Origin of the sequence: Veillonella parvula (assembly GCF_002005185.1) — a bacterium.
GTDB lineage: Bacteria > Bacillota > Negativicutes > Veillonellales > Veillonellaceae > Veillonella > Veillonella parvula_M.
Window position 1 is genome coordinate 358,957 of sequence record NZ_CP019721.1, and the last position, 17,585, is coordinate 376,541.

The window sequence follows — 17,585 nt, forward strand, 5'->3', positions numbered from 1 at the left end:
ACTCGACAGTACTACGCTGCTTTGTTGTATATCACTATGCATGCCAACTAATTGACTATGATGCGACGGATATAGCTTTTTATGCTGGTGAAAGTTTATATTCTACGGCTATCAAGCGCTAGCCTTTACCATGATTAGGAAGGATTTTTATGTACAAGAATACCCCTCACGCATTACGTGCCCTCGTACTCGGCACATTATTGACTACAACAGGCCTTGGTTTTGCTTCTGCAAACACAACCACTACAACTCATGCTCCTGCAACTACTGTTGAAGCCACTAAAATGGAAACAACTAAAGCACCAATGGCTAAAACAGATGCTACGAAGATGGAGACTACTAAAACAGAAGCGGCTAACGTTAAATCTACTAATACCGCATCACCTGCAATTGTAAACACCTCTATCGGTACACCTCAAGATATTCAAAAAATCCGCGCCCACATCTTTACAGATGTGCCTAGTGATTTTTGGGCAGCTAACTCGATTAGCACTGTAACAAAAGCAAACCTAATGAAAGGGTATTCTGATGGTACATTCCGACCTAACCAACCTATGACACGTGAAGAAGTAGCAGCGCTCTTCAACAATATTACGGATGATGGTACGGCCGCCTTTTTATCAAGTAAATTTAAAGATATTACATCTGACCGTTGGTCTGCTCTTGCTATTGAATCTGTAGCTCGCAAGAATATCATCAGCGGCTATGGTGATGACACTTATAAACCTGAGAAATATATGTCCCGCCAAGAGTTTGCGGTAGTAGCAGATAACTATATCCATTACTTAGGATATACCACTGAAGACCCAACAGTTCTTGATAATATAGCCTATGGAGACCAAAAATTTGTAGCTCCTTGGGCACAAGATGCCGTTCGCGAGCTTGCCTATCTTGGGTTCACAAACTACGCTCCAGGTACATTGTTTAACCCTGAAAAATATGTGACTCGTGCAGAAGCAGCGGAAATTGCGTACCGCATGACACAAACAGAACAAGCACTTGCCTTCCACAATACATTGTTCAAGCAACAAGTAGAAAACAAAACAGCTAATATCATCGACAAAGCATTAGGCTATGGCAATGATTTCACCAAATTCCGTCAAGACGGAGCTCTATTCTGGGAGGCAGGCCAATTACATGCATCTTTAACGGATCAAAAGAAAACTGACCTTGTTTCCAAAGCGATTACAGAGGCTCATGATCCACAGCTAGATAGAACTGTAGTCGTATCAAAAGGTAAATTAAATCAGGCCCAACTAGAGGAGTATCAATCCGATGCCATCGCCCTTTACCAACAAAAAGAACCTCAAGGAAAGATTCTTTCCATCTCCCCAAATACTGATACAAGTGCCCTTCTCATTACCGTTGATTCTATTCAAAAATCGACATTGAAAGCATTTAAAAAGAAATTCCATGATAATGTATTCTTACAGTTACCACCAGAACCACTTACAAAGTCAGACGGAAACATTCAATTCCCATTACCACCACGCGTAAACTATTATAACGACAAACAATAACATAGACAAAAAAGAACCGCCCCCTTAGGAGCGGTTCTTTTCACAATTAAACAGCTGTTACTATACACACATAATCGAATTTACACAGTTCGATTATTTTTTTGTTACATCATTTTCGCGGTCACGCAAGATACCAACTGGTACATATACCGTACCTGCGCTATGGATTGCATCCACATCTTGTTGCAAGATCATTACAACGGAATAATCATCTGTTGTGTAGAATTCAGTAGGCATTTTATCGATATTTACATCGCCACCTAATTTATCTTTCACATCTTGATTATTATTAATCGCATTCACCAGTTCTTTTTTATTAAGACCACCAAGATCGTACAAGGACAATTGTCGCCCTGTTGTAGTGTTAAATGTGAAGCCTTTTACATAGTTTACACCATTGGCATCATGATCACGCATAGTATATGTGTGAATCAATACGCTGAAAATACCGTTTTTATCTGTTTTAACATCATAGTACATAACTACATTTGTTTTATCAGATTCTTTAGCATTTAACTTTTCTACATCATTTTGTATTTTAGAAACATACTTTTTGATGGTCGTATTGATTGCTTTTTCTACCGCAGGGCTAACAGATTTAACCTCTGGGAATACTAAATCCAAATGATCTGTAGTAGATTCCACAGGTGATACAGCAACCTCTTTACGATCCATATAACGGTCCGCATTTGGAGCTACCACTTCCACTGCATTACGATCTACTTTAGACGCTTTAGAGCGCAACGCACGATTTTGCTCAGGTGTAGCAGTACTAGAAATACGATATGTTAAATCATTACGGTTAACACGTTTCGCATTTGTTTGATTTGCTTGTACATTTACAGTATCTTGCGTTACAGGTATTACTTCGCTTGCTGCGAAGGAGGCTACTGGCAATGCAGCAGCCATAATGATGAGTACAGACTGTTTTAATTTCATTGTTTAACCTCTTATTGTTCTTGCTCAGCTTTCATAGCAAGAGCTTCTTCTTTATTGAACTTGTGTGTAACAACACGGCGAACAAGATAGAGACCAGCGAATATGAATGCAAGCAATCCTAACCATTGTGCTGTGCTTTCAAATTCAGGCCCTACTAATTCAAGTGGAGCTTCCCCACCACCAGTTGTAACAGACAATACAATAATAACAGCTATGATTACACCAATCAAGCTTTCACCAACGATCAGACCAGAAGCAAAGAGAACACCACGGCGGTTGGATTGCTCTACATCGTAGTCAGCAAGCTCACCGGCACGCATTTTAGCACGAGCTACAAGATAACGACCTACGAAGTAGCTGATGAAAGAACCAATAATAAGCGGTACTTCTAAAGTAGGTGGTAAATAAATACCCATACCAACAGCCAATGGAGGCAATGTTAAGGTTGCAGTTGTGCTCTTGAGAATCAAGTTGACGATAATCGCCACAACACCAACGCCAACACCGATTAAGATATAGTCCCAATCCATGCTAGAGTTGAAGATACCTTGTGCAATGGTAGTCATCAAAGTCGCTTGAGGAGCAGATAATGCAGCACTTGGATCCATTTCAGCACGTGGTAACGCACCTGTGAAACCGTATGCTTGGTAAAGCAAGTTAAGAACTGGAGCAATTGCAATGGCACCGGCTACAGAACCAAGTAACAAGGCAATTTGTTGACGCCAAGGTGTAGCACCAACGAGTTGTCCAGTTTTCAAATCTTGTAAATTATCATTAGAAATAGATGCAATCGCAATAACTACGGATGTCATAAAGATAGCCATAGCAGTAGCGAACTGAACACCTTCTTGTGTAGCAAATAAATTATTTTCCGCTGCGATAAAGTATACAACTAAGGAAGAAATAATAGTCGCTAAAATACCGATACCAGAAATTGGAGAAGCAGATGTACCGATAAGGCCCGCCATATAACCACACGCTGCAGCTACGAAGAAGCCAATTAATAAAGCTACTACGATACCTACTACAACGAGTGTCCACATTAAACCTGCACTAATAGGTACGACAGATACGAAATCCCAGAATGTAAATACTAAACCAATAAGAATAAGTATGAATACACCTAAAACGGATTTTGTACTCATATCTGTATCCATACGATGCAATTCACGTTCTGCGGAACTGCTATTCATGGATTTAACAGAAATTTTCATACCTTCGATGATAGGTTTGATTAAGGTAATCAAAGTCCAAATCGCAGCAATACCGATAGCACCAGCACCGATAAAACGAACTTTAGATTTCCAAACAGCCATTGCAAACTTGGCAGTAGCACCGCCATCTGGAGCAAACATATTAGTGAAGTAAGGCACGAAGCCAGCCCACGCGATGAGTACACCAACGAGGATAGCGATACCAGAAGCGATACCGATAAGGTAACCAGCACCTAACAACGCTGTAGAGAAGCCCAAAGGAATTTGAGTAATACCTTTGCTACCTACAGGAATCCAGAAGCTCATGCTATCGCCAAGTACTTTGAAACCATTTGCACAAAGGCTAATAAGGCCAGCTATAAAGCCACCGGACACAATGTCTGTCATACCGGAGCTAGATTGAGGGCCTTGTTCACCATTGTGAGAGCCAACCTTTAAAATTTCTGCTGCTGCACGGCCTTCAGGATATGGTAGATCACTATTCACTACCATGGCACGACGCAATGGGATGGTGAATAATACACCTAGAGAACCACCACAGGCACAGAGCAAAAATGTTTGCCAGAATGGAAAGCCATTCCAATACCCAAGCATGAGTAAACCTGGCAAGATAAAGATAATAGCGGACAATGTACCAGCGGCAGAAGCCTGCGTTTGTACCATGTTATTTTCAAGAACGTTAGAATCCTTGAAAAAACGCAAAATCGCCATTGAAATAATAGCAGCCGGAATGGATGACGAGAACGTCAAACCAACCTTCAAACCAAGATATACGTTAGATGCTGTAAAAATAACAGTAATCAATGCACCAAGTAGCATCCCACGTAACGTCAGTTCCGGCAGATGAAGGTCATGGCTCGTAAAGTCATGTTTCATAAGTACTTACCTCCTCTGTGAAATCATAAACTTAAAACAATATACTAAGCTACTTCCATTTTATCGTGTTAAAGCGATGATTTCAATATATATGCGACATTTATAATGTATACATATTTTCTCCAACTCTTGATCTATGGAAAAGGCAATAGCCCAAAAGCCTCCAAAGCCACCCACCCCGCTCCGCGGGGCCGCTAAGTCGGTTTTGGGCTATCGCCTTCTCCCTCTCAGATCAGCATTATATAAAACATATATACAAATTAAATATAAATCATCACATATATATTGTAGGGAGGAGATAGGTGTATATGCGCATTATGCATATACACCTATCAATTATATGAAAATAGAAATCATTCTCTTTTATTCTGTACAAATATACAGGATTTTATATAATTAAAGTACCGACAGTAGGGTCGGCATGTCTTTTAAGGAGGTTGTAAACATTATGGAAACAAGAATTGAATACGATTCAATGGGACCAGTCGAAGTCGACGCTAGACGAATTTACGGACCTCAAACGCAACGCTCGTTCAATAATTTTAAGATCGGTGACCACCGCATCCCTATTGAACAAATCAAGGCGCTTGCGCTTGTAAAAAAAGCATGTGCTTTAACCAATGCAAAGTGTGGCGCAGTAACTGAGGAAAAAGCGAAACTCATCGCTCAAGTAGTAGATGAGATCGTGGACGGAAAATGGGATGATGAATTTCCGTTAACCGTATTCCAAACAGGTTCCGGCACACAAACTAACATGAATGTGAACGAAGTCATCGCTCACCGAGCTAAACAGTTAGATGAATCCAATCCGCTTCATCCTAACGACGATGTAAACCGCGGTCAAAGTACAAACGATACATTCCCTACGGCAATGCATATCTGTGCATACTTTGAAATTACAAAACGCGTAATTCCTGCATTGGACGGCCTTATCGGATCCTTTGAAAAATTGCAAAAAAAAGGAAAAGGATTGCAAAAAGTTGGTCGTACCCACCTACAAGATGCTACTTTCATCATGGTAGACCAAGAAATTAGCGCCTTTGTGGACGGCCTAAAAACTGCCAAAACTATGCTCCTTCAAAATGCTGACCACCTACTCGACGTAGCACTCGGTGGTACTGCGGTCGGTACAGGTGTGAACACACCTAAGGGCTATCTAGACGTTATGGAAACTGTATTGCCAGAGGTAACAGGTGCTCCATTCCGTGTTAAGAATAACAAATTCCAAGGACTTGCTCTCAAAGATGCATTTATGATGGCTCACGGTGCACTTAACACATTAGCGACTACCCTATTTAAAATCGCCAACGACGTCCGTTTCTTAGGCTCTGGTCCTCGCTGTGGCTACGGCGAATGGCATCTTCCTGAAAACGAACCGGGCTCCTCCATCATGCCAGGCAAGGTAAATCCTACTCAATGTGAAGCTTTGACCATGGTATGCGCCCAAGTATTCGGCCACAATACAACTATGACGCTCTGTGCAGGCAGCGGTGCGTTCCAATTGAACGTGTATATGCCTATCATGATCTATGACTTTGTTGAAAGCTGTCGCCTCCTCGCAGATGCTATGAACTCTTTCACAACACATTGTATCGACGGCGTAGAATTTGTACCTGAAAAACTCAACTTCTTCGTAGAACAATCTCTCATGATTGCTACATCCTTAACACCATATATTGGCTACGACAAGAGCGCTAAGGTGGTAAAAGAAGCGTACAAACGCGGTTGCTCTATTAAAGAAATCATCTTGGAAGAAAAACTCATGACCGAAGACGAATTTGCCGAAGCAGTTCGCATGAAATAAAATCTCTCACCTCTATGACATATCTGTAACATCCTCTCATACCTCAAATGAACGGAAAATAAAAGGACGCTATAGTCTTGAAACCTTCAGTACTACTTATTACTGAAGATTAGACTATAGCGTTCTTTTGAGTTTTATAAGACTAAAAAAATTAGATTGTAATTTTTTGACCTAATAAAGCTTCTAACCCTTTGAAAACTTTAATAATATTAATATATCCTTCTTGAATAGCGTTTGCGTTATATGGAGATCTATAATCATTTGCTTTTGTATTTATTACCATATTTCTAAAAATTTCTTGGTCGTGTATAGAGAAATCATTAAATGATGTATAAATAACTAATGTGCTACCATAGGCTTTTTTCATATCAGCTATTGTATCATCAGCATAACTTAACTTTTCACCGTATCCTTTTTGATTATAAAAACTATCATTGGGTAGTTTCTCTATATAACCTATAAACGGAACATTTAATATTTTTGTGAACCCTCCAGCCCCATAAACATATATAAAAGGAAAATGTGTTTCATAAGAAAAGACATAACCTTCTATTCCTACTCTTTTCCAATTATCCCGTAATGCTATATTAAATTGATACGGCCATTCATATCGCCCTAAAGCCCAATTCATTGTGCCATCTAAATCAAAATTATAGAACCAACAAAAAGGAAATAAAATTAGAATAGTAATAAGAATATTTTTTAATATCCGCATGTCTAATACCAAATCCAGATTTCTCACGAATTCTAGATTACCACTTGCAAAAACTCACGCTAAACGAATCCAAGCAAAAGTATAATATTTAATAATAGGTTAAAACATATAAATATATGTATAAGGCTACTAGAAAAAGCCAAGAGTATAAGGCGCCTTTAAATAATTTTTGATGCTTTTGTGTTTCAACCGCATCATAATTTTCACTACGAGGTATATAATACATTCCGATTAAAGAAATCCCCATAACAACTGAAGACAAAAAGAATAATACAAATATCGAAACGACTTCATGGAGCAAACCTACCCCAAGCCATATAGACATACCTAACATTGCCACAATTCTGGCTAATGAAAGCTTACCTTCATGAGTAATTAATTTGTATACAAAAAATATTATTCCTATTATTATAATTAAGTCCTGAAGCATTACTTCTCTATATCCTTTTTTAAATTAGATTTGATTCTATCCTTATAATAATCCCCAAATGACGCTCCAGCAACACCAACAGCAAAAACCCTACAGGGCCCGCACTACCTCCTACAACTCCACCCCCTAATCCAGTAGCTACTGGAATCAAATTAGCTCCCCAAGCCTTTACTAGTTCACGCCCACTGTACATTTGGTAATCATTTTGTATATCGTTAAGTAAGAAACCTATTGAAACAGGCCCTCCAACTTTCGCTACAGTTCGAGTAATTTTTGATGCGTTCTCTGCATAATACACATATCCAACCCATGGTTGATTTGCTACTTCAGATAATACATTTTGAGCAACAGACTTGCCTAAGGCATCCTTAGTCCAAACAAATATAGACTTAGATTCAGATACAGGCATTACACTCACTTTATCAGATGTATCAACAAAAATGAATCTTTCATTATTGGATCCATTACTGTATTTGGCTCTAGCCAAAGTAGCCATTTCATCTAGTATGATTGTAGTACCTAATGATACATCTTTATTCATAAGAGTGACATGATAATTTATGCCTAGCTTATTGACTATCCTTGCTCCTAATCCTTTAACCCCTAGAAACATATCATCATCATAAAAATAACCTTCAGCTTTAATAGTATAAGTTCCATCTACATTTTTACTAAGAAAAGGATTCTCAGCTTCTTGAATATAACTTATAGTTACGCCATTTTCAAGTATTCTTATTAACTCTTCAACACTACCATTATTATCAAGGTTTCTAATAATTGCAATTCTTAAAGACTCTATCTGATGCTCACTCAATTGATTTCATTTAGTCCCATATTGTGCTTCAGCTGCACCTGTTACAGGAGAATAACCTAAAGTACCATTTACAGCAGCACCTAGTAATGCACTTAATGTTTGAGCTACATCAGGTTTTTCTTTTGCAATTTTTTGAATTTCTCCAATTAATGCTTCATTGGTAGCACCAGCATAAAAACCACTACCTGGTTTATTCCCTGCCATACGGGAAGATACTTCAGCGACTATGCCATGGGCTATCGCTTTTGCAACTTTACCTTCTTTAGAGGTTGGATTCAAATTATGTAATTGGCCAAAGGCTTCTTTTGCAAATAATTTAGATAATTCTTGACGTTCTTCAATTTTCTTGTTATCAAAGATTTCATCAAGCTTATTCAAGCTATCATTTGTATCTCGTTACAGTGTTTGAATATTAACGCTAGCGTCTCCCTTGTGGATTTATACACCTGATATTATATTGGTATTATACTTAGCTCAATAATAAGGATATAGCTAATAATAAATCAAAATATATAGAAAAATATATAAAGCTATCATAAATATCCAGGAGTATAAAGCCCCTCTATATAGCTTTTGATGCTTTTGAGTTTTATCCTCATCATAATTCTCACTACTTGGCACAAAATACATTCCTATCAAAGAAATCCCGATACATATTAGCCACCAAAATAGTAAAACAAATGGAGATATCAGTTTACTCAGCAATACTAATCCACAACCGACAATAATAGAAAACGTTGCAATAACTCTAGCCATACTAAGCTTACCTTCATGCGTAATAAGTTTGTATATGAGAAATATAATCCCCAATATTATAATCAGATCTTGATACATTACTTATCTACATCCTTCTTTAATCAGATTTAATTTTATCTGTAGCACACTCTCACTTGCCGCAACAGATGTAAAAGAACCGACATTTCTAGAAACGACTTTCTAAATATAAATCTTATAACAACACTACATGATTAGGCATCTTATCAAACGGCATTACATATTCTGAAAGACTTGTTAATTCGTCCAAATCATTACGACTTATTACATATAGATGAAGTCCATCATCTTTTTCAACTATATCAGCTCTCCCACCATACCATGGTCTTTTATATGATAATATCTTGCTTTTTATATCTCCATTGAGATTAAAAATCTGTAATTGATTCTCTGCAACAGCTAATCCATATTTATCAGTCACAGATATGTCATAATACGGAACAGAAATAGGGTTTTGAATCTGAATCTTTTTTAGATTATCTAATATCGTAATATTATTTGTATCCAAGCATACTAATTTTCCATTATGAAGAAAGGACTCTTTTATTTCACTTTCATAAACAAAATATGCAAATTTTTCATCATAGTCTGCTATTTCATCTATAATACGAACAGAATAATCAATCAATGACAAAGATACTACCCCTTTATTGGTACGCATTAAAATTATGTCATCACTAAATTTATATAATTGATAAAAATAGAATTCCTTAATATTATTAGGAATAGGTATTATCTTAACAAAATGTGCATCGATATCTACAAAGCATAAAGACGACTCTAACTTAAATACAATTCTATTTCTCACCACATCTGTGTAAATTGCTTCAATAAGTAATAATTGTTCGCCTATATAAATTCTATTAACTTCTCTCCACTCCAGGTCCAAAACAATTAAACCATTAAGTTTATCATTTATAATCATATAATTTGCACATCGCAAAGCAAAAATTATAACATTTTCTAAACTTGGACTTTTTATCTGCTTAATAGATTCTAATTCTATCATCTACATTCCTTCTATAGTTTCATTAGATTATAATTCAGACCCTTTACATTAAAAGCAATCCACACTCGCTCTGCTCTATAATATCTTTTAAACTCCTCCCATTTATTAATGGATTTTCTAATAATGGTAAAAAATCATTACATTCTACTAAAAGATCCTCATCTTTCCAGAGTTGCCATAACGTCCTATAAGTAACAACCCCATATGTGGAATCATTATAATATATTTCTAACTCTCTGTTACATTTCAAGCCTTCAAAAACTTCATCATATAAAGAAGCACCCGAATCACTCATTGATGTTTACTCCTTCCTAATTTTTCTAGTCAAACATACTTAGCCTTAAGATGCTGCCAATTACCTTATAAACACTGATATTAAAGGTTTAAAAAATGTACAAAGATTTTTCATCATATAACTCATTAGCAAAAATATCACTAATTGTGTGATCTTCTAAGCAAGGTATCATTAAAAAAGTGTCTAAATCTGGCTCTTTAATGACACATTCATCATTAATCCAAAACTCCCAAATAACACTATTTGGAGTTATAAAACACTCTAATCCTTTATATCTAAACTCAACCTCTTCGTTCATGTCTAGATAACATCTTATCTCTTCTAGTTTATTCATTTTCTCTCACTAATTCAGCTTTTTCATACCCCCTGCTACTAGATTCTCATAGCAGGAGAATATCAGTTATAAAGGATAATAAAAGATTGAGTTACTTTCCTGATCATATAATGCAGATGTTTTATTATATAGTAAATACAGCACATATATATTAACTAAAGGTACAAATAAGCAAATAAGCCAAAAAATACTACTATTGGTATCCATCAAGCGTCTACATATCATAGTAATTACAGTATATGTAAGATAAATGTATAAAGTATATCTTAGAATGGATGGCTCAATAGTATAAGTTACAACAAAATTATACATAATAAAAGCTAAAAACACATTAAACATATGCCACTGACGAACAGTACTGCGTCCATAAAACCATAAACTATCTATTAAAATACTTTTATAGATATCAATCCAAAAAGGGTAGGACTCCTGTCGACTATAATATAACTTTAAGGTCTTAATTTGCCCATCGGTTAAATCATTTCTATTGCCCCACCACACATCAATAACTTTATTATCAAAAATAATCCCATTAGTTTCAATAGTATTATGAGCAGACCATAATTTATCGATTCCAAATGCCCAAAATAGTATCAACCCCATCAGAAAAGGAAAGAACATCTCAGGTGTATCTACGCTCCATAGTACCTCATTCCCCAATATATAATCAGTAGTGCCTCTAAAGCTAAAATTAGAACTAGAAATAGTAATACTTTTACCCAAAAGTAAAACCATTACTAAAGAAATCATTATAATGACATTAAGCCAATTAAAAGAAGCCTTTTTATAATAATTCAACCGCATGTAATTTGTAATAAAAACAAAAAGAATATAAAGAGTATGCCCTACATAAAATAACATATTATAGTATTCTTGATTATATATTCTATCAAAAGGAAGAGAAAGCATGAAAATATTTGCTTCTATGCCCAAGAAAACTAAAATATTTATTGAAAGATAAGTTTGCACATTCATCGTAAGTGTTTTAAGATTTCTTACATATTGAATTAACGCTACTACTTCAATTTTAAACTTACTAAATTCATCAACTAAAAACTGTTTCATACTTTTAATTATCATATAGATACCAATAATGGTGAAAGTTTTTAGCAGTATTTTATATAATCCAATATAAAACAATCACCGAAAAAAGATAGATTCCAGAACTAATGGTAAATGAATGCACACAAATGCTACCCTCTTTTACGTCTTAAATAGTTATAAATATAGTTCCATACCACATAAAACAAAAGTATTATAACATATGCGATAACAAAGAAATAAAAATCTACTTCATCTTCAATCAACTCTGGATTTGTGACAAGACTATATGGAATACATATAAGTAAAAAAAGTACTAAGCCTCGCACAAAATAATTATAAAGTTTTAAAAACATATGCTTACTCCCAACATAAAACCTATATATTCACAAGGTTTATAGTCATTAATATAATCAAGAATATGATGAGAATAGCCTGTTTTGTATTTAACAGTTCATAGGTCTCGTTAAATGTATCATTCTTAAACGCCTGTATTAGCAGTATTTCTTGTTTACTAAGTTCCAGGTATAAATCTAAATGGCATCCAATTGCCACTAGTATTGCTATTTTGAGATATCTCTTATATATATCCGCTGTCATATCGTAGATTAGAGAGATATCAAATAGCATAAGCACAATAATACATATAAGGATTTTATAAATAAAGGATTTACTATACATTAATGTATACCTATAGTGAGTTTGTCTTTCAAACTAAGCTACTCCATCAAAGAATGTAATAACCGTAATTTCTCGTGGACAGTTGATACGAATTGGGAACCAGTGTCCTGTGCCGTTATTAACGTAGCATACGCTTTGTTCTTCTACATAGCGACCTTTTGTATATGGTGTGCCCGTTGGTACTAATGGTACGCCCATAAATACGATTTGACCTCCGTGGGTATGTCCAGATAGAGTCAACGGAATCTTTCGTTCAATAGATTCTTCGAAGAATTCAGGGTGATGAGCCAATAGGATAACAAAGGCATAGTCTGGAATTCCAGATAAAGCCTTATCAATCATAGCTTCACGCTTTTCTTTTTCCCGATCGTTATCGTACGCAACGCCCGCAATATATACAGGTTGTTTGCCCCCCATGATTTGAATATTACTATTCACAAGAATATTCATAGGTGTATTTCGTTTAAGTGAATCCAGCACCTTATTTACATCGTGATGATACTCGTGATTTCCCAAGATAAAGTCAACCCCATCTGGGATTTGTTTTGCAAAGGTTGTCAGTCTTTCACAGACTTGCGGCAACCATGCAAGCTTATCAATGAGGTCACCAGTGATAACAACGCGATTAGGCTTTTGTAAAAGCGCTAGTTTCAGGATTTCATCAAAGTCATCTAAGTCGATACTCGGACCTATATGAATATCACTAAGTTGAACAATTTTATAGTTTTTCAAACCAGGTGGTAGATTCGTGTAGCCAAAGCTTTCATGCGTTACTACTACCTCTTGTTGACCTGCAAAGGCAGCATAGCTAGAACCACCGATAGTAGCCAACGGCACTATAGTTGCAGCAGTTCTAAAGAAAGCACGACGACCCGTTCTATTTTCCTCTGGTGTTTTGCTCCAAATCTTATTAATTGTCCAATATAATAGACTAAGTATGATAAATACAGGAATCGCTAGGAATACGCCAAAGAGGAATCCATAGCTTTCAGTACGGAACATATTCATCAAAGGATAGTACATCGTACCATATAAATCCACTTGATTGAGTATATAGTATCGGATAGCCGCGAACCACGCACCGATAATGATGATATAGCCCACCCAGGCAGGCCATTTCTTTTTAGGCTTCCACAAGTTGAGGAATAGAGTCCAAAATCCTACCAGACCTATTGCGAGGATGGCAGAAAAAATGATATTAAATAGAATTCTCATTCATTGCTCCTACAAATTACTTTGCGATTTCCGTCAGTTTACCATGAGGTCCCGCCCAAGCATAGTCGGAGAACTCATCGCGCTTGATGAGCATCCAGTCCTTTGGCAATTGCTGTTGGATATCTGCAATCAATATATTATTAGCGTCCCCTGTGTACGTTAAATCACCGCGGAATGCTTTCATAAACCATTTTCGGTGAGAGAAAACATGTGTTATTTCTTTCACAAGTACTGGTTGCAAAGATAGATCAAAGCCAAGGGCCTGAACTAATTCCTCAAGGCCTCGTTCTCCGTCCTCAAAGGCAGATACCATTTCCACAGATGGGAATTCCCACATGGATCGTAAAAGTCCACGGTTCGGCCGTTTATGCAATAAATAATAGCCTTTATACTGCAAGATCCCCACGAATAAAGGCACCTCTACTACCTTTGTTTTCTTGATGCGCACAGGTAGTTTATCTGTATCCTTATGTTGGTATGCTTCGCACATATTTACAATAGGACATTCGCCACAGCGGGGTGTCTTTGGAATACATACGGCAGACCCAAAGTCCATCAAGGCTTGGTTAAAGTCGCCAGGTCGATCGTGAGGTAAAGTCTCCTCTACGATAGCCGTAATAGCCTTTTTACCTTTAGTGCTCAAAATATCATCAAAGATGCGATACAACCGAGCATAAATGCGCAGTACATTGCCATCTACAGCCACCTCTGGTTCGTTGTACGCCATGGATAGCACAGCCCCTGCCGTATAAGAACCTACGCCCTTCAAGGATTCCATGGTCTTACGGTCATGAGGCACGATACCGCCGTAATTTTCAACGACGTCCTTTACGCCAAGACGCAAGTTACGAGCACGACTATAATAACCAAGCCCTTGCCATGCGTGAACCACCTCATCTTCGGAGGCCTTTGCCAAATCCTCCAAGGTTGGAAATAGACGCATCCAGTTATCATAATAGGGTTTCATTGCCTCAATGCGGGTCTGCTGACTCATCACCTCGGAAACCCAAATCTTATAAGGGTCCCCACAACCGCGCCACGGCAACTCCCGTTTATGTACATCATACCACGCCAATAGCTGTGGCACCCACTTTGGGTTCTTTTTATCAGTCATATTACCTCAATATATTATAAATTTAGGAGCCTAGTACCACTTTCACGGCTACATAATCCCTATTTTATACTCCAATACCCACCAGATAACGATTTTAACGTTAAATTGTAACAAATCGTACATTCATCATCCATTAATATACAGATCGATGCGCGCCAAGTGTTCGCTTTCAAGAACAGTATCAACAGTGGTCAAATCCATCTTATCCACCATATTATTATCTCGTCCAAACACAATAGGTCCTTTTAATTTCTTACCTTCTAACAACATCGGCAACCATCTGCGGTCACCATCCCACATATGTCCATAAGGAATTTGATTCGGTTCTAGCCAATGAGGCTCCATTTCGTCTGTTTCCTCTACATTGCCTGTGAAAGCACGCAAGAAATACACATAACTCACGTGCGTTAAGCTTTCATCAAAAGGAAATTGAAAATCAAAAGCCGCGACACATTCTAAGTCTTCAGGGGTTCCCTGAAGGCCAGATTCCTCATAGAGTTCGCGAATGGCACACTCTCGGAAGCTTTCACCATCATCAAGTTTACCACCGAAACCATTATATTTGTTAGCCCCAAAACCACGCTTCTTACGCCCTAACAATATACGATTTTGTTCATCAATGGGAAATACGAGTGTCGTTGGTTTCATAGGGTCTCCTTAATTACAAAAATAACACACTATTATTATACCATTATTTCATGTACGAATGTGCTAGTTGTGGTATGATTAAGAGTATAGAATTTCTTACAAGGGAGGAGGCACATGATGAACAAACCACTTAGATTTAATATCGAATTAGGACGGACAAAGCCCGTCAATATTCGCAATGAACAAGTGCGTTGTCCCTTCTGTGATCGTTCCAAATTAACGGATATTCTCGATACATCAGGCCATATTATATGGCTCATGAACAAGTATCCTGTATTAGAAAAAACTTGGCCTACCGTCATTATCGAAACGGAAACTGACGAAGGCGAATTTTCTACCTTACCTACAGACGAAGCCGCCCATATTCTCCAATTTGGTCTCGATAAATGGCGCGAAACTCGTCAGCGTAAAGAGTTCAAATCCGTACTGTTCTTCAAGAATCATGGCTATATGTCCGGTGGCTCTATTCGTCATCCTCACAGCCAAATCATAGGACTTGAGAATTACGATTACCACAAAGATATTACGGCCCAAAATATGGAGGGTTGGCTCTTGCACGAGGATCAAGATGTACGCATCACCTTGTCTACCCATCCGATTATCGGGTTCTTTGAGTACAATATTCGCTTTAAACCAGATACACCGGTTCGTGCTGTAGCCCTTCGACTACAGCAAATTTTGCGCTATGTATTGCATAGTGTAGCAAACTTTAGCCAGTCCTATAATTACTTTGTATATAATCTTGAGGACGGCTATGATTACATCAAGGTAGTGGCGCGTTATGTAACAACGCCCCTCTATGTAGGCTACAAAATTCCACAAACTTGCGATGAGGGACGAGCCGCCAAAATCAAGCACGATATTACACCTTATTTTCAAGCTACTAAATAGCACTAACTATATACTGTACATAATTTGATAGATAATTTGATATATGGTTTTAACCATACATATTTGAAAGGATTTTTATGAAAGTATTTGCCATCGGCGACCTCCATCTATCTGGCAATCCCCCCACAAAGCCGATGGATATTTTTGGTCCTCACTGGAATGATCACTGGGCCCGCATCAAAGAGCATTGGAATGCCAATGTAAGCGATGAAGACATCGTCTTTCTCGTAGGAGACATGAGCTGGGCCCTCCGCCTCGAGGAAGCGGCCTGCGATTTACAAGAAATTGCATCTTTACCTGGTAAAAAATATATGATTCGCGGCAACCATGATTATTGGTGGGCATCGGCAAACAAGATGCATAATCTCATGGGCGACGCTATTACCTTTATACAAGGTCACGGCACCGCAGAACTCATCCAAACCGAAGAAGGTCCGCGTCTTATTGCATTCGGAGGAACGCGTGCCTACCTCTGTCCTGGAGACTCCCACTTCTCCCCAGAAACGGACCAATCCATTTACGATAGAGAAGTGATGCGTACTGAAGCGGCACTTCAAGAAATAGATAAGGCTATACATAATATGCTTGAAGAACTTAAGGAGGAAACAAAGGTCACAGATGTGACCTGTTCTAAAAAGGCCTATTCATCAACATCTGATTCAATTACAACATCTAATTTAATTATAGATATAGAGAATATTCCAGTAACCAAATTATTGTTGCTACACTACCCTCCATTCAACGAGTCCAACGCCCCTTCGGGATTTACGGACCTCATGAAGCAATATAAGGTAGATATCTGCATTTTTGGCCACTTACACGATCAAATTTCCTTTAACCGGATTCCAAAGGAATTTGGTACGACAAAACTAGAGTTAGTATCTGCAGACTATCTAGACTTCATGCTAAAGCAAATTATTTAAGGAGAGACCATGAGTCGCATTCACAAAGAACATTTACAAGCCGGCTATATCTTTGGTGACGCCGTCAACCAAGAATATATATACTTGCCTTCTGGTGAGGTAGGCACGGATCATCCGTTAGCTGTCCTAGAAACACCAACGAAGCGCGAAGATATTACATTGGACGAAGCCGTCCATATGATTGATACCCTAACGCTAAAACGTTGTAGCCACCCTACACTAGGTAAAAAATCATTTTAATAACGCAATTAATAATGCAATTAATTGAACAAAGGAGGCTGTTTATCACAGCCTCCTTTGTTTTTTCTTTAGTTTATACAAGAACTATTTTGTTGTCTTCCTTTTAGT

19 protein-coding genes are annotated in these 17,585 nt (G+C 37.5%); 5 read left to right on the forward strand and 14 right to left on the reverse strand.

Annotation, left to right across the window (positions count from 1 at the left end; genetic code table 11):
* Positions 1-149: 149 nt before the first annotated feature.
* On the forward strand, positions 150-1,520 hold the full coding sequence (locus B1A77_RS01790; protein ID WP_004698262.1) for an S-layer homology domain-containing protein: 1,371 nt from the start codon (positions 150-152) through the stop codon (positions 1,518-1,520).
* 93 nt (positions 1,521-1,613) lie between these two features.
* Here B1A77_RS01790 and B1A77_RS01795 read toward each other — a convergent pair whose 3' ends face one another.
* Together B1A77_RS01795 and B1A77_RS01800 are read right to left on the reverse strand one after the other, a co-directional pair.
* Positions 1,614-2,459, reverse strand: a complete 846-nt coding sequence (locus B1A77_RS01795) for a polysaccharide deacetylase family protein (protein WP_077707744.1) — start codon at positions 2,457-2,459, stop codon at positions 1,614-1,616.
* An 11-nt stretch (positions 2,460-2,470) separates the two neighbouring features.
* The gene (locus B1A77_RS01800) at positions 2,471-4,549 is read right to left on the reverse strand and encodes an OPT family oligopeptide transporter (protein ID WP_077707745.1); all 2,079 of its coding nucleotides are present in this window, start codon (positions 4,547-4,549) and stop codon (positions 2,471-2,473) included.
* Between the two features lie 448 nt (positions 4,550-4,997).
* On the opposite strand from B1A77_RS01800, the gene B1A77_RS01805 reads away from it, so the two are divergent.
* On the forward strand, positions 4,998-6,353 hold the full coding sequence (locus B1A77_RS01805) for a class II fumarate hydratase (protein ID WP_077707746.1): 1,356 nt from the start codon (positions 4,998-5,000) through the stop codon (positions 6,351-6,353).
* 151 nt (positions 6,354-6,504) lie between these two features.
* Here B1A77_RS01805 and B1A77_RS01810 read toward each other — a convergent pair whose 3' ends face one another.
* The 12 genes from B1A77_RS01810 to B1A77_RS01875 form a co-directional block, all read right to left on the reverse strand.
* Positions 6,505-6,984 (reverse strand): hypothetical protein, encoded by a 480-nt coding sequence (locus tag B1A77_RS01810; RefSeq protein ID WP_237301789.1) that lies wholly within the window; start codon positions 6,982-6,984, stop codon positions 6,505-6,507.
* 172 nt (positions 6,985-7,156) lie between these two features.
* On the reverse strand, positions 7,157-7,498 hold the full coding sequence (locus B1A77_RS01815) for a hypothetical protein (protein WP_038150492.1): 342 nt from the start codon (positions 7,496-7,498) through the stop codon (positions 7,157-7,159).
* A gap of 19 nt (positions 7,499-7,517) precedes the next feature.
* Complete coding sequence (locus B1A77_RS01820) at positions 7,518-8,312, reverse strand: hypothetical protein (protein ID WP_077707747.1); 795 nt, start codon at positions 8,310-8,312, stop codon at positions 7,518-7,520.
* A gap of 6 nt (positions 8,313-8,318) precedes the next feature.
* Complete coding sequence (locus B1A77_RS01825; protein WP_004698225.1) at positions 8,319-8,690, reverse strand: hypothetical protein; 372 nt, start codon at positions 8,688-8,690, stop codon at positions 8,319-8,321.
* Positions 8,691-8,804: 114 nt separating this feature from the next.
* A complete protein-coding gene (locus tag B1A77_RS01830; protein ID WP_229039608.1) occupies positions 8,805-9,068 on the reverse strand; it encodes a hypothetical protein in 264 nt (87 codons plus the stop codon).
* Positions 9,069-9,261: 193 nt separating this feature from the next.
* On the reverse strand, positions 9,262-10,095 hold the full coding sequence (locus B1A77_RS01835) for a hypothetical protein (RefSeq protein WP_004698253.1): 834 nt from the start codon (positions 10,093-10,095) through the stop codon (positions 9,262-9,264).
* A 43-nt stretch (positions 10,096-10,138) separates the two neighbouring features.
* Positions 10,139-10,390, reverse strand: a complete 252-nt coding sequence (locus B1A77_RS01840; protein ID WP_004698184.1) for a hypothetical protein — start codon at positions 10,388-10,390, stop codon at positions 10,139-10,141.
* An 88-nt stretch (positions 10,391-10,478) separates the two neighbouring features.
* Positions 10,479-10,724: a hypothetical protein gene (locus B1A77_RS01845; RefSeq protein WP_038150490.1), complete on the reverse strand. Its 246-nt coding sequence runs from the start codon at positions 10,722-10,724 to the stop codon at positions 10,479-10,481.
* Between the two features lie 66 nt (positions 10,725-10,790).
* A complete protein-coding gene (locus B1A77_RS01850) occupies positions 10,791-11,789 on the reverse strand; it encodes a DUF805 domain-containing protein (protein ID WP_229039609.1) in 999 nt (332 codons plus the stop codon).
* Positions 11,790-12,479: 690 nt separating this feature from the next.
* Entirely contained in the window at positions 12,480-13,661 is a 1,182-nt protein-coding gene (locus B1A77_RS01865; protein ID WP_077707750.1) for a metallophosphoesterase, read from the reverse strand.
* Positions 13,662-13,677: 16 nt separating this feature from the next.
* Positions 13,678-14,775 (reverse strand): A/G-specific adenine glycosylase, encoded by a 1,098-nt coding sequence (mutY, locus tag B1A77_RS01870; protein WP_077707751.1) that lies wholly within the window; start codon positions 14,773-14,775, stop codon positions 13,678-13,680.
* Between the two features lie 126 nt (positions 14,776-14,901).
* A complete protein-coding gene (locus B1A77_RS01875; RefSeq protein WP_077707752.1) occupies positions 14,902-15,423 on the reverse strand; it encodes an 8-oxo-dGTP diphosphatase in 522 nt (173 codons plus the stop codon).
* Between the two features lie 117 nt (positions 15,424-15,540).
* Between B1A77_RS01875 and B1A77_RS01880 the strand changes: the two genes are divergently transcribed.
* The 3 genes from B1A77_RS01880 to B1A77_RS01890 all read left to right on the forward strand — a co-directional run bounded on the left by B1A77_RS01880 (position 15,541) and on the right by B1A77_RS01890 (position 17,477).
* The gene (locus tag B1A77_RS01880; protein WP_077707753.1) at positions 15,541-16,314 is read left to right on the forward strand and encodes a DUF4931 domain-containing protein; all 774 of its coding nucleotides are present in this window, start codon (positions 15,541-15,543) and stop codon (positions 16,312-16,314) included.
* Positions 16,315-16,391: 77 nt separating this feature from the next.
* Positions 16,392-17,237 carry a metallophosphoesterase gene (locus B1A77_RS01885; RefSeq protein WP_058948162.1) on the forward strand — a complete coding sequence of 282 codons (846 nt, stop codon included), beginning with the start codon at positions 16,392-16,394 and terminating at the stop codon, positions 17,235-17,237.
* Positions 17,238-17,246: 9 nt separating this feature from the next.
* The gene (locus B1A77_RS01890) at positions 17,247-17,477 is read left to right on the forward strand and encodes a hypothetical protein (protein WP_058948163.1); all 231 of its coding nucleotides are present in this window, start codon (positions 17,247-17,249) and stop codon (positions 17,475-17,477) included.
* Positions 17,478-17,585: the final 108 nt, after the last annotated feature.